This window comes from bacterium (genome assembly GCA_004299235.1).
Taxonomy (GTDB): Bacteria; Chloroflexota; Dormibacteria; order Dormibacterales; family Dormibacteraceae; genus SCQL01.
In genome coordinates, this window is sequence record SCQL01000026.1 from 100,959 (window position 1) to 113,315 (window position 12,357).

The window sequence follows — 12,357 nt, forward strand, 5'->3', positions numbered from 1 at the left end:
ACTGAACGCGCCCGGCGGCCCGGACCAGCTCGCGGTCAGGCAGGCAGGTCCTCGAGGGTCAGCGTGACATCGTGGCCTGCCAGCGGCGCGATCACGATGCCCCGCGCCCGGTCGATCGTGATCTGAACCTCCGGCGCCTCCCGCGGTTGGAGCTGGGAGCGGTCGTCGACCACGCCGGTCAGACGCACGAGTCCCCCTTCCTGGGTCGCGCTGGTGACCCGGATCAGCCGGCTGAGCCCGGGCAGCGCAATCTGGCTCGGCTCAGGGTAGCCGGCCAGCACCCGGCTGTTGACGATCCCGGTTCCGCTGGTCAGGTCGACGCGGCCATCGACGATCTTGGTGACCATGCTCGGCAGCGGTTTGGCCGGGAGCCCGGTGGAGGCCCGGAACGACAGGTATCGACTCGCCGGCGGGAGCAGCACCGCGGAGCCGGACACCGCCGCGGCGGCGACCGCGACCGAGCCGCTGCCGGCCAACTTCAGGAAGGTCCTGCGGTCCACTCGGTTCATCCTCTTCGCCTCCCTCATCAGACGTGGGGTGCGCCCAGGTAGGGCATGGTGGCCAGGTAATCGGTGTGCTTGCCGACGAGGTCGGTCGTGATCTTGCCGTCGGTGACCAGGCCTAGTGAGGTATCGATCACGTCGTCCTGCAGCCGGCGGCCGTTCAGGAAGCCGGCCGTGCTCGAGTAGTCGAAGGTGAGAATGTCGGGCAGGAGGATCTCAGCGATCGCTTTGGCCTGCGCCGCCGAATAGCCGAATGAACTCAGAGTCGCCTCGAAGCTCTCGAGGAAGGTCATACCCGACCCGATTTTCGTGGTCCGCATCTTGTCGGGTTGGGTCATGTTGAAGATGTTCTTGTCGTTGCCGTGATTGAAGACGGTGTTGATCGCGGGCCGTCCCATCTGGTCCACCTGCGTCAGATGGTCGGGCTGAAGAGTCATCGGCACCAGGGTCCGGGTCCAAACACCCACCTTTGGGTTGCGGCCGAGCAGGCGGCTCGGCATCTCCAGCACCATGCCGAAAACGTTCTTGTCGATGAAGAAGTCGCTACCCGTGAACTTGAAACCGTTCAGAAAGCCCAGAAGGTCAAAAAAGAATGGGTCGCTGCGGAAGCCGGCGAAGAAGCGCACGTCGTCGTGGCCTTTGGTGATGCGGGCGTGTGAGCCGAAGGAGACCGGCGCATGCTCGACGAGCACCTCCGTCTCGAGTTCCTCGTGGATGTGGCCATCCTGGAGATCGCGTTCAATCTCGGCGCGGGTGACCCGAGCGAACTGCCTGCCCGCCTCCTTGCGGGTGAAGCGGTAGCGGAACGCGATGTCCGGTTTGGCGTCCGCATTCGTGTCGACCAGCGTCTCGTAAAGAGCGTCGTGCCGGAACTCATCGGCATGGCTGGGCGCCAGGGGATTCACATTGAAGATCAGGACGGTCCTGGACGCGTGGCCGGGTTGCTGGAACGCAAAGTGGTCGGTGACATCCACTCTCGCATCCATGGCCGGGGACGTGAGACCGGGTGCGTCTAAGTGATCTGCCATGTGGACCCCCTCCCAAACCGATCGGGCGCAGGCGGCAATCGACTGGTAAAGGCAGGCTACGACGGCGCCGGCCCAGCGTCGATGGAGCATTTGGCCCATGCGAGCCGGTCGCGTCCTGCGGGCCCATACCCTCGGGGGGTATCATGCCCGGCATGCGAGGCTACTCCAAGGACAAGAGCAGGATTCAGGCTCGGCTTCACCGGATCGAGGGTCAGGTGCGTGGAGTTCAGAAGATGATCGAGGAGGACCGGTACTGCATCGACGTCCTCACACAGGTCAATGCGGTGAGGGCGGCTCTTGAGAGCGTCGCGCTGCAGCTATTGGCGGACCACACGGAGCACTGCGTGACGGAGGCGATACGCGCCGGCGGCGGAGGCGAGAAGGTCCGCGAGCTCAACGAGGCCGTGGAGCGGTTGGTGAGGGCGTAGCCGATGTTGGTCGTCAACGCCGCCGCACACGCGCTGCAGCTCTCGTTTTTCATGTTCTGGGAGGTCCTCTGGCCGCTGGCCTTCGGCTTCCTCCTCTCCGCCATCGTCCAGACGGTGGTGTCGAAGAAGACGGTTTCAAGTGCGCTGGGCCGATCCGACCTCAAAGGCTTCGCCCTCGCCTGCGGCTTCGGCGCCGCCAGCTCGAGCTGCTCTTACGCCGCGGTGGCGGTGGCGCGAGCCCTGTTCCGCAAGGGCGCCACCCTGGTGAACGCGATCATCTTCGAGTTCGCCTCGACGAACCTGGTCTTTGAGCTCGGGCTCGTCCTGCTCATCCTCCTGGGCTGGCAGTTCGTGGCCGCGGAGTTCGCCGGCGGCCTGCTCATGGCCGTGATTCTCTGGATCATCTTCAAGCTGACTCTGCGCCGGCGGCTGGTCGACGAGGCCAGGAGCCAGGCCGAGCGCGGAATCGTCGGCTCGAATATGGAAGGACATGGCGAGATGGACATGTCCATCACCGAGGGACCCTTCCTTGCCCGGCTCTTCTCGGCGCGCGCCTTCACCGCGATATCCCACTACTTCTTCATGGACGTCTACAGCCTCTACGCCGATCTCGCCCTGGGCTTCCTCATCGCCGGTGCATTGGCTGCATGGGTGCCGGACAGCTTCTGGCAGGCTTTCTTCCTGTCCACCCACCCCACCCTCAACGAGTTCTGGGGACCGCTCGTCGGCCCCGTGATTTCGATGCTCAGCTTCGTCTGCTCGGTCGGGAACGTGCCCCTCGCGGCGGTGCTGTGGAATGGAGGCATCTCGTTCGGCGGCGTGGTTTCGTTCATCTTCGCCGACCTGATCATCCTGCCGATCTTGAACATCTACCGGAAGTACTACGGCGGCCGGATGTCGCTCTACCTGCTGGTGGTGTCTTACGGAGCGATGGTCCTGGCCGGCTTCCTGGTCGGCGGTGCGTTTCAATTCTTCGGCCTGGTGCCGACCAACCACCACATCGCGGTCTTCGAGACCCATCCGGCCTGGAACTACACGACGTTCCTGGACATCGCGTTCCTGCTGCTCATGGCCCTCATGGCTTGGCGATTCCTGAGGACCGGCGGTGTGCAGATGCTGCGCTCGATGGCGATCCCGCCCGCGGCGTCAGCCTTGTTGGTGCGCGACCCGGTGTGTGGCATGACCGTGGACCCAACCGATGCCAAAGAGAAGGTTGAGTACCTGGGCGCGCCGTACTACTTCTGCTCGGCGGGCTGCCGATCGGCTTTCGCGCACCATCCCGCTAGGTACGTCACCGAGGCGGCCGGCTCCGACCGGCCTGCCACCGGGCCGGCAGAACCGCGGCGGCCGTGACGCCGTATTGAAGGCCCGCCGCCCATCAGGACGTATCCGGCGCCCCCATTGAAACGGGGTTCGAGCGGCGCCTCGCCCGCCATCGCCAGAAACCGGTCAACCCGCCTTGGATGCCACGCGGGAAGGCCAGCATCGCGATCACGAACACGGCTCCGAACAGGGCCAGCGGCAGCTCGTCCCGGACGGTGCCGGGCAGGTGCAGCGCATCGTTGAGGGAGCCGATCCAGTCGGGAATGAAGACGATGATCAGCGCACCCCAGATCGCGCCGGGTAGGGTGCCAAGGCCCCCGATGACGATCGCCGCCAGCAGCTCCAGCGACAGCGTCAGCGGAAAGCTGCCCGGCGCGGCGAGGTTGGACGTGTAGCCCAGCAGCGACCCCGCCAGTCCCGCGCAGGCGCCGCTGAGCACGAACGCGACCACCTGGGTCCGAGCGACCCGGATACCGTTGAGCGCAGCGGCCACCTCGTCTTCGCGGATGGCCTGGAAATCGCGTCCGTACCGTGTGCGCACGAGGTTCGCCAGCAAGGTGAAGGTGATGGCGGTCGGAACGAGGCCGACCCAAGCCAGCCAGACTTCCTGGGGGATCGAGCTGAGCGCATCGGGAGCAGACAGGGCGGGAACGGCCAAGCCGGCGTCGCCGCCGAAGATGTTGGAGAACCGCACCGCGACACCTGGCAACCCGACGGCCAGGCCCAGAGTCGCGCCGGCCAGGTAGGGCCCGCGCAGCCGCGCGGCCGCGGAGCCGACGACAATCGAAGCCCCCGCCGTCATCAGGGTGGCGGCGGCCATCACCAGCCCCGGATTGAGATTCATGTACCGCTTGAGCAGGATCGCGGTGGTGTAGGCGCCAACCCCCATCAGCGCGCCGTGACCGAGGGACAGCTGACCGTTGAGGCCGGTCAGGACCGTCAGTCCGGCGGCCGCGATCGCGAAGTAGCTCACGGTCGACAGCTGAAAGACGAGGAATGGGTTGAGGGAGTCAAGCAGCCAGATGGCCAGCGCGGCTGCCAGCCCGAGCCCGAATAACAGAACGGCATGCCTTAGAAGTGTCGGTCGAAGGCCGCCCAGCTGGGCTCCGAATCTCGACGCGACCACGCTCACACCCGCCTCTCGGCCGCATGCGCGAACAGCCCTTGCGGTCGGACCATGAGGATGGCGATCAGGATCACGAGCGCACCGACGGTCTCGAGGTCGCCGCCAAAGTAGCCACCGACAAACGACAGCGCGATTCCAATCGCCAGCCCGCCGACGAGGGCCCCGACAGGACTGTCCAGCCCACCCAGCACGGCCGCCGTGAACCCGTACACGAGCACGGCGTCCATGTTGTTCGGATAGAGCAGCAGGGTCGGGGCGACGAGCAGGCCCGCCAGCGCGCCGGTCATCGCCGCCAGGCCCCAACCGAAGGTGAGGAGCCGCCCGACGTGTACACCCATCAGGCGTGCGATCTCGGGCGCGATCGCCGCTGCTCTCATGCGGAGGCCGAGCATTGTGAACCGGAACAGAACGAGCAGTGCAGCCACGACCGAAAGGACGACCAGGATCGTGAAGATGTTGAAGGGCGACAGGGCGATGAACACGCCGCCGACCTGCGTGGCGGCGATCGAGAACGGAGCCGGGAACGAGCGAATCTGGGCCCCCCAGATCATGGGCACGACCGCCTCCAGCACCAGGAGAAGGCCGAGCGTGAGGATGACGGCGTTGAGCGGTGGTCCCGCCTCCACCCAGCGCACGAGGCTCCGCTCCGCGAGCCCACCCATGACCAGACCGCCGGCCAGGGCGGCGACGAAGCCGAGCCAGTAGTTGCCGGTCGCCTGGATGACGGCAAGCGCGATGTAGGTGGTCGCCATCGCCATGGCGCCCTGGGCGAAGTTAACGACCCGAGTGGCCCGCCAGATCAAAACGAGCGCGAGCGCGAGCGCGGAGTAGATCATGCCCGAGGCGATGCCGGTGAGCGTCAGGACGATGAAATAGCTCATCCGCCGCCGGCGGCCTCAATAACCGAGATATGCATGCCACAGCTCCTCTTCTTGCGCGAGCTCGCCCGCTCGGCGCGTGGCCACCGTGCGGCCGGATGAGAGAAGGACCGCCTCGTCTGCGATCGAGAGCGCGCTGCGGGCGTTCTGCTCGACCAACAGCACGCTGAGCCCTCGCCTCCCGCTGAGGTCGCGAACAGTGCGCATGATCAGGCTGACGAGCTTTGGCGCCAGGCCCAACGACGGCTCGTCCATCAGAAGGAGGTCGGCCCGCGACATGAGGGCGCGGCCGACGGCCAGCATCTGGCGCTCGCCGCCGGACAGCGAATGGGCCGGCTGATCGCGCCGCTCCGACAGAGCCGGGAACAACTGCATGACCTCGTCCCGAGCCCTGCGGAGGTCGGCAGGGTCGCGACGCCAGAGGTGCGCCAGCTTCAAGTTCTCGTCGACGGTCAGCTCGCGGATGATCCCTCCCCCCTCCGGGACCATGCTGACTCCCGCCCGAACTATGGCCTCGGGCGGCATGGCGTTGAGCAGACGTCCGTTGTAGCGAATGCTGCCGGACCGCGGGCGGACCAGGCCGGCGATGGTACGCAGGAGAGTCGACTTGCCGGCGCCGTTCGGACCCAGCACGGCCGTGATGCCCTTGCCAGCCACTCGCAGGCTCACACCGTCGAGTGCCGTAACGCCCTCGTAGGCCACGCTGAGGGCTTCAATCTCGAGCACGGGCGACCTCGTTGGCGTCACTCACCCCAAGTTCCTCGCCCAAGTAAGCGTCGGTCACTCCCTTGCCCTTCTGCACGAGCTCGGCAGGGCCCGAAGCGATGAGGCGGCCGAAATCGAGGACGTGGACCTGTTCGCAGACGTTCATGACCAGGTCCAAGCGGTGCTCGACCAGCGCGATGGACATCCGCGCGCGCAGCGAGCGCAGCAGGTTCGCGAGGTCTTTGATCTCATTGGCTGTGAGGCCGCTGGCGGGTTCGTCGAGCAGCAGCAGCCCCGGCCGTGAGACCAGAGCGCGCGCCAGAGAAACCAGCTTCTGGACACCGTAGGAAAGCGAAACGGGATACCGGTTCGCACTCTCCTCGATGCCGAGCTCTTGCAGCTGTGCCAGGGCCAGGCCGGCCAGCCCGGCTTCGTAGCGGTCGGACCGGTCAAGCCCCAACAGCGCGAGGACGAAGCCGGGCGCCGCCGAACGGCGAGCGCCGGTCATCACGTTCTCGAGCACCGTCAGGCCGCGCCACAGGCCGAGCCCTTGGAGGGTGCGCGCGATGCCGAGCCCGTTCAGATCGTGGGGCCGCACGCCATTGATGTTGCGTCCGTTGAAGATGATCTCCCCTGCCTGCGGGCGCAACAAACCGCAGACGGCGTTGAAAAGGGTCGTCTTGCCGGCGCCGTTCGGGCCGATGATGCCAACGATCTGACCGGCAGGCACATGCAGCGAGACATCGTCCAGCGCCGTCAGTCCCCCGAAGCGCACGGTCAGGGAGCGAACCTCGAGCGAGCTTGGACTGGCTGCGGCGTCGTTCAACACTGCACCGGGCCAGCCGGCCTCATCCGCACAGGCTGATGACGCCTATCGACTCTTGGGTGGCGGATCTTCCTGAACGATCACATGAGCCGGTTGCACCGATCCGACCGTCACGGAATGCCGTTGGCGGGCATGGCGCCGGAAGCGCAGCTGCCACACGCCGTGACCGAGCCGCTGACGCTGGCCGTGTAGATCGAGCCGGAGTATTGAAGCGATCCGTTCTGGATGGTGGCCATCTGGACGCCCTGATACCCCAGATGGCTGCTCGACGAGTAGCCGAAGGGGACCAGGCCCGGCCCCGGGTCCAGCTTGCCGCTGTCCAGGACATTGATGACGTCCTGGCGCGACGGGTTGCGGCCGGCTTTCTTCATCAGCAGGACGAATGAGTAGGCGACGGCCATTCCGTACTCGACGTTGCCGTCGAACGGCAGCGAGGCGATGTACTTGTCGTGGATCTGCTTGAACAGGTTGATCCAGGAATTTGAGGTGTCGCCGGTCGAGGGAAGGTAGTAAGAGGTGACCACGCCGTTGATGAGGCTGGCCCCGGCCGCGCCCTTGGAGAATGCCTGCACCAGACCCGCCAGAGTTGTCGGGTCTGCGCCGACGCTGCTGACCACCCACTTCGGGCTGTAGTGGATCGCGGCCGCGGTGAGCATCGCGATGGCGGTGAAGGCGGGGATGGTGTACAGCACCACGACCTGGGCGCCGGCAGCCTGCAGCGAGGCAATCTGAGGGCCGAGGTTGGTGTTGGTGGGCACGTACTTTTGCTTGCCGACCACGCTCGAGGCCGAAATCTGAGAATCCAGGCCACTGACCCCACCCTGGCCAAAGTCGTCGTCCTGGTAGAGATAGCCGACCTTCATCCCGGAGTAGTTGTCGTTGACGTACTTGCCGGTGATCTTGCCCTCGATGATGTAGTCGGGCTGCCAGCCGAAAGTCTCCGGCCATTTCGATGGCTGGTTCCAGCAGTCACAGCCCGAGGCGACGAAGAGGTCGGGCACCTTTTGACTGTTCAGATAGTCGACGACGGCGGTGTGAGTCGGGGTTCCGAGTCCGTTGAAGATGGCGAAAACCTTGTCCTCGAGAACGAGCTTGCGCACGACGGTGGCCGTATTGGCCGGGTTGTAGCCGTCATCTTCGAAGAGGTAGTTGATGGTTCGGCCGTAGACGCCGCCGTGGTCGTTCACCCACTGGAAATATGCGTTCGAGGCTTTGGAGATCTCCGAGTAGCCAGGTGCGGCGGGGCCGGTCAAAGGCTGGTGGCTGCCGATCGTTATCTGCGTCGCGGTGATACCCGGAGCGGAGGCCGTGTTGGTCGTACTGGTGCCGCCCTGACCACCGCAGGCGCTCGCGAGCAGGGCCAGGGTCACGAGCCAGGCTCCCCACGCCCCAGTCAGTCGCCGGATCGAAGAGGTCGCCATGTCCACCTCCGTTTGTAAGGCGCCACGCCCGGCCCGCCGGTTGCACCCTGGACCCGCGCGCCCGTTTCGCCGATGGTACTCTCGGTGAATTGTCGTGGCAACAATTGGGTTCGGCCTGCCTGGCTGAGGTGTCGAGATGGCGGCGCCATTGACTCGCCGTGAAGCCAAGCAGCGCACACGCAAGCGCCTGCTCGACGCCGCCCGAAAGCTGATCCTGGCCGGCGGCGAGGCCCGCCTCGCCGCCAGCACCGTGGCCAGGCAGGCCGGCGTCGCGGGCGCCACCTTCTACGAGCACTTCCGCAGCCGCGACGATCTGGTGAAGGCGCTCTCGAACGACCTCTTCGACGAGCTCCGGGCCGAGCTCGGGAAGCGCCGTCACGAGGCCTTGGCGGCACCCGGAAGCGAGGAGAAGCTTCGCCAGGAGTTCCGCACCCCGCTCGAGATACTGGCCGCCAGCCCGGACCTCTTCCGGCTGGCGCTGCGGGTGCGTCACCACCCGGCATCGCCGTTGGGCGACTCCAGCCGGCGATTGGCCGGTAATACCCGTACCGACCTGGTCACCGAGCTCGTTGCCCGAGGCTATCCGCACGACGGGCCCGGGGAGCGGCGGCGGCTCGAGATGATCGCGGACATCCACATCGCCGCCACCGAAGTGCTGGCGCTCGGCTACCTGTCGGGACGTTATCCGGACCTCGATGAGATCGTCGACATGCTGGTCCTGGTCACCCGAGGAACTCGTCTGGCACGAGCGTGGCGGGGCCGCGGCGCGACCACGCCGGCCGCGGACGCAGCACCAGTGCCCGACCGCCACAGCGCAGCGGGCGGTCTGGCTTCGGGGCGGAGCCTGAACACGCGACTGACGACATAGCGTTCGATAGGAGCTCCGGTCGTTCAGCCGGCTCGCCGCGGGGGCACCCAGAACTTCACCGTTGTGCCCCGACCCGGCTTGCTGGTGATGACGGTGCGCCCTCCGGCAAGTTGAATCCGCTCTTTCATCGCGACGAGACCGATGTGCCCCGGCGTGGTGTCTGCCGGCACCTCGAACCCGACGCCGTCGTCCCGGATCAGCACCTCGGTCCCCCCTTCCGCTTCCCGAACTCGGACGGTCGCGTGTCGCGCTCGGGCATGCTTGCGGACGTTGTTGAGCGCTTCCTGGCAGGCTCGGTAAACCATCAACCGGGTATCCGCCGGCAGTTCTCGGGTCAGCTGGCTGTCGATGGCCAGCTCAGGATCGACACCGGTCGTGGTTTGCTCGAAGTAGAAGCGCAGGGCGGGCGCAAGCCCGAGCTCGAGCGCGTCCGGCCGGAGGTCGAAGATGAGACGCCGGAGCCTGTCACCGGCCACGGCGAGAGCTGAGCTCAAGTCCCGCAAAGACTGCTTCTCAGCGGGGTCGTAGGGACCTTCCGCCATCACCTGGAGCCGCATGCCGAGACCGGCCAGGACCTGAAGCGCGTCGTCATGGATGTCACTCGCGATCCGCTTCCGCTCCTCCTCGACCACGAGGCTCAGTCTCTCGAGGAGATGCCGCCGAGCTTCGTCGACCTCCCGGAGCTGGCGCAGGCTTTCCTCCTTCTCCTGTTCGGCGTGCAATCGGATGAAGGATTCGGCGAGGGTGTTCGCTGTCGCGCGCATGAAGAGAACGTCGTCCTGGGTGAACAACCGGCGTTTGGTCGTGTAGGCGGCCAACTCTCCGAAGGGGGTGGGCGAGCCATGAATGACCGCCCTGATCCCGCTCCGCACGGAGTGTTCGCGCAGCAGCCAGGCGGCCTTGAATCGGGTGTCGGTCTGAAAATCCTCGATGATCAGCGGTTCGTTGCTCTCGAACATGTAGCCCACCTGGGTGTTGTCGAGACGGACGGTGGCCGTGCCGACCAGACCCGGCCGCCAGCCGGTGCCGGCTCGCAGGAGCAGGTTCTTGCCATCGGGGAGCAGCTCGAGGATGCGGACGTAATCCACGTTCAGCGTCGAGGCGACGAGAGCGACCGCATGCTCCATCAGCTCCTGGGGGGCGGTGCCCACCAGCGCCCGCCAGCCGAGCTCGGCGATTCCCGCCTGTTGCTGCTGGCGGGACTGCTCGTGGTGCAGGAGCTCGAGCCTTCGAATCAGGTCCTTTTGAGCTTCATACAGCCGTGCGTTGTCGATCGCGACGGCCGCCTGGTTGGCGAATGTGGAGAGCAGGCGATCCTCCTCATCTGAGTAGCCCGACTTGCGGTTGGCAACCCCGACCATGCCGATGATCTCGTCCCCCACCCGCAGGGGAACACCGAGGAACGTTCGCACCGGGGGATGGCCGGGGGGCTGGCCGACCCTCCGGGGGTCGTTGACGACGTCGTTGGAGATGCAGGCGCGACCCTCGCGGATGACCACGCTGAAGATGGTCGGACGCACCGGTATGTGTCGGTACCGCTCGTAGAAGGTGGGGTCGGAGGGCTCGAATCCCTTGATGGCCGCCACCTCCAACATTTCCCTGCCGGCGTTGAGCAGGCCGACGAATCCGAACTCCGAGCCGGTCAGCTCCAGGCAGTATCCGAGGGCGCGATCAAGGACCTGCGGGAGTTCGTGGAGCCTCGACACCTCAACCGAAATCGAGTGGAGCGACTCCAGCTGCTGGCGGAACCCCACGTCGGCGCCTGAGCCCATACTCGCTGCCCGCCAATAGCCTACGCGCCACCTGGGCGAGATTCACCAGTCGCTCGCCCGGACCGGGGGAATCAGAGGCGACCGTGCGGGCCGCGAAGTCGCCGACCCGTGCTCAGCTAGGCGTCGATCAGGCTCATGTCGGCGTAGCGGGCCCCGACCGCGACGCCGAGGGGGGCGACCGCCTCGATACGTTCCAGGTCGGCTCCGGTCAGCTTCACGGCGACGGCGGCAACGTTCTCCTCCAGGAAGCGGATCCGCTTCGTACCCGGAATGGGCACGACGTCTTCTCCCTGCCGCAGGAGCCAGGCGAGGGCGAGCTGCCCGGGCGTGCAACCCTTCTCCGCCGCGATCTCCTTCACCTTCTCCACCAGCTCGAGGTTCTTGGCGAAGTTCCCGCCGACGAACCGTGGCGAGGTGCGCCGGAAGTCACCGGCCGGCAGATCGTCGAAGCGCTTGATCTGCCCCGTCAGGAAACCGCGGCCGAGAGGACTGTACGGGACGAGCCCGATGCCCAGCTCCCGTACGGTCTGCAGGACGCCGTTGTCCTCGATATCGCGAGACCAGAGTGACCACTCGCTCTGCAGGGCCGAGATCGGGTGCACGGCATGCGCTCGCCGGATGGTCTGGGCCGACGCCTCGGAGATGCCGAGGTAGCGGACCTTGCCCGCGGCCACGAGCTCGGACAGCGCGCCCCACGTCTCCTCGACGGGCACAGAGACGTCGATGCGGTGCTGGTAGTAGAGATCGATGTGGTCCACTCCGAGACGGCGCAGCGAGCTGTCGACCGCGGCGCGCACATACTCCGGCCGTCCGTCCGTCCCGCGGCGGGTGGGGTCTTCGGGGAAGCGCACGCTGCCAAACTTGGTGGCCAGGACGACCCGGTTGCGACGGCCCTTGATCGCCCGCCCGACGAGCTCCTCATTGATGTACGGCCCATAGACGTCGGCGGTGTCCAGAAGGGTGATTCCCAAATCGAGGGCCCGATGAATGGTGGCGATCGACTCGGCGTCGTCTCTCGGGCCGTAGAACTCGGACATGCCCATGCAGCCGAGACCCAGCGCCGAGACGGCAAGACCCTTGGTTCCGAGGTGGCGCTGTTCCATCACGAATTGATAACCATATCCGGTCAGGCGTATTGGCTCCGTCCGGCTGCGGGGTTTCGCCTTTAGGAGGAATATCGGCCGCTCTCGCCCGCATGAAGCGAAGCCGCACGCAACCCCATTACGGTCAGAAACTCGGTCACCTCGATTCGCGCGCCGGCCGGCCTGCTCCTCCAGAGATCTTGCAGACGCTGTCTGCCTCGGGACGGGAAGCGGGGCGGCCGTTGACCCAGGTGAAGATACCGGTGCAGCTGAGCCAGGCTGGCAAGGCGAACCCGGAACCGGTGGTGGCTCGCCCCAATGAGGGCGAATCGTCGCTCGTCAATGACGGTCTGAATCGCCTCCATGGCTGCATTGATAAGAGGCTGGAAAACTGGAT

At 66.1% G+C, this 12,357-nt stretch carries 11 protein-coding genes and 1 pseudogene; 3 read left to right on the plus strand and 9 right to left on the minus strand.

All coding sequences use genetic code 11. The features are described from left to right. Nucleotides 1–35 precede the first annotated feature (35 nt). Nucleotides 36–527 carry a twin-arginine translocation signal domain-containing protein gene (locus EPN29_07520; GenBank protein ID TAN32859.1) on the minus strand — a complete coding sequence of 164 codons (492 nt, stop codon included), beginning with the start codon at nucleotides 525–527 and terminating at the stop codon, nucleotides 36–38. After that, on the minus strand, nucleotides 527–1,630 hold the full coding sequence (locus EPN29_07525) for a DUF4331 domain-containing protein (GenBank protein TAN32860.1): 1,104 nt from the start codon (nucleotides 1,628–1,630) through the stop codon (nucleotides 527–529). Before EPN29_07525 ends, EPN29_07520 begins: the two co-directional genes overlap by 1 nt. 53 nt (nucleotides 1,631–1,683) lie before the next feature. Between EPN29_07525 and EPN29_07530 the strand changes: the two genes are divergently transcribed. Together EPN29_07530 and EPN29_07535 are read left to right on the plus strand one after the other, a co-directional pair. Beyond that, nucleotides 1,684–1,959, plus strand: coding sequence for a transcriptional regulator (locus EPN29_07530; protein TAN32918.1), 276 nt, complete (start codon nucleotides 1,684–1,686; stop codon nucleotides 1,957–1,959). A gap of 3 nt (nucleotides 1,960–1,962) precedes the next feature. Beyond that, nucleotides 1,963–3,087 (plus strand): annotated as a pseudogene (locus tag EPN29_07535) (permease). A gap of 250 nt (nucleotides 3,088–3,337) precedes the next feature. On the opposite strand, the gene EPN29_07540 reads toward EPN29_07535, so the two are convergent. The 5 genes from EPN29_07540 to EPN29_07560 all read right to left on the minus strand — a co-directional run bounded on the left by EPN29_07540 (nucleotide 3,338) and on the right by EPN29_07560 (nucleotide 8,238). After that, on the minus strand, nucleotides 3,338–4,414 hold the full coding sequence (locus EPN29_07540; GenBank protein TAN32861.1) for a branched-chain amino acid ABC transporter permease: 1,077 nt from the start codon (nucleotides 4,412–4,414) through the stop codon (nucleotides 3,338–3,340). Then, nucleotides 4,411–5,289, minus strand: a complete 879-nt coding sequence (locus EPN29_07545; protein ID TAN32862.1) for a branched-chain amino acid ABC transporter permease — start codon at nucleotides 5,287–5,289, stop codon at nucleotides 4,411–4,413. The genes EPN29_07540 and EPN29_07545 overlap by 4 nt, the downstream gene beginning before the upstream one ends. A 15-nt stretch (nucleotides 5,290–5,304) precedes the next feature. Continuing rightward, nucleotides 5,305–6,012: an ABC transporter ATP-binding protein gene (locus EPN29_07550; GenBank protein ID TAN32863.1), complete on the minus strand. Its 708-nt coding sequence runs from the start codon at nucleotides 6,010–6,012 to the stop codon at nucleotides 5,305–5,307. Continuing rightward, on the minus strand, nucleotides 5,999–6,820 hold the full coding sequence (locus EPN29_07555) for an ABC transporter ATP-binding protein (GenBank protein ID TAN32864.1): 822 nt from the start codon (nucleotides 6,818–6,820) through the stop codon (nucleotides 5,999–6,001). Before EPN29_07555 ends, EPN29_07550 begins: the two co-directional genes overlap by 14 nt. Nucleotides 6,821–6,927: 107 nt before the next feature. Continuing rightward, entirely contained in the window at nucleotides 6,928–8,238 is a 1,311-nt protein-coding gene (locus EPN29_07560) for an ABC transporter substrate-binding protein (protein TAN32865.1), read from the minus strand. A 136-nt stretch (nucleotides 8,239–8,374) separates the two neighbouring features. Here EPN29_07560 and EPN29_07565 point away from each other — a divergent pair, with 136 nt between their 5' ends. Further along, nucleotides 8,375–9,106, plus strand: a complete 732-nt coding sequence (locus tag EPN29_07565) for a TetR/AcrR family transcriptional regulator (GenBank protein ID TAN32866.1) — start codon at nucleotides 8,375–8,377, stop codon at nucleotides 9,104–9,106. 23 nt (nucleotides 9,107–9,129) lie between these two features. On the opposite strand, the gene EPN29_07570 is transcribed toward EPN29_07565, so the two are convergent. Together EPN29_07570 and EPN29_07575 are read right to left on the minus strand one after the other, a co-directional pair. Continuing rightward, nucleotides 9,130–10,878, minus strand: coding sequence for a GAF domain-containing protein (locus EPN29_07570; protein TAN32867.1), 1,749 nt, complete (start codon nucleotides 10,876–10,878; stop codon nucleotides 9,130–9,132). 116 nt (nucleotides 10,879–10,994) lie between these two features. Then, nucleotides 10,995–11,981: an aldo/keto reductase gene (locus EPN29_07575; protein TAN32919.1), complete on the minus strand. Its 987-nt coding sequence runs from the start codon at nucleotides 11,979–11,981 to the stop codon at nucleotides 10,995–10,997. Nucleotides 11,982–12,357: the final 376 nt, after the last annotated feature.

What these genes read in the sequence shown, in the direction of transcription:
- EPN29_07520 (TAN32859.1), bottom strand. Translation starts at nt 527, where the DNA reads ATGAGGGAGGCGAAGAGGATGAACCGAGTGGACCGCAGGACCTTCCTG.
- EPN29_07525 (TAN32860.1), bottom strand. Translation starts at nt 1,630, where the DNA reads ATGGGCCAAATGCTCCATCGACGCTGGGCCGGCGCCGTCGTAGCCTGC.
- EPN29_07530 (TAN32918.1), top strand. Translation starts at nt 1,684, where the DNA reads ATGCGAGGCTACTCCAAGGACAAGAGCAGGATTCAGGCTCGGCTTCAC.
- EPN29_07545 (TAN32862.1), bottom strand. Translation starts at nt 5,289, where the DNA reads ATGAGCTATTTCATCGTCCTGACGCTCACCGGCATCGCCTCGGGCATG.
- EPN29_07560 (TAN32865.1), bottom strand. Translation starts at nt 8,238, where the DNA reads ATGGCGACCTCTTCGATCCGGCGACTGACTGGGGCGTGGGGAGCCTGG.
- EPN29_07565 (TAN32866.1), top strand. Translation starts at nt 8,375, where the DNA reads ATGGCGGCGCCATTGACTCGCCGTGAAGCCAAGCAGCGCACACGCAAG.
- EPN29_07570 (TAN32867.1), bottom strand. Translation starts at nt 10,878, where the DNA reads ATGGGCTCAGGCGCCGACGTGGGGTTCCGCCAGCAGCTGGAGTCGCTC.
- EPN29_07575 (TAN32919.1), bottom strand. Translation starts at nt 11,981, where the DNA reads ATGGAACAGCGCCACCTCGGAACCAAGGGTCTTGCCGTCTCGGCGCTG.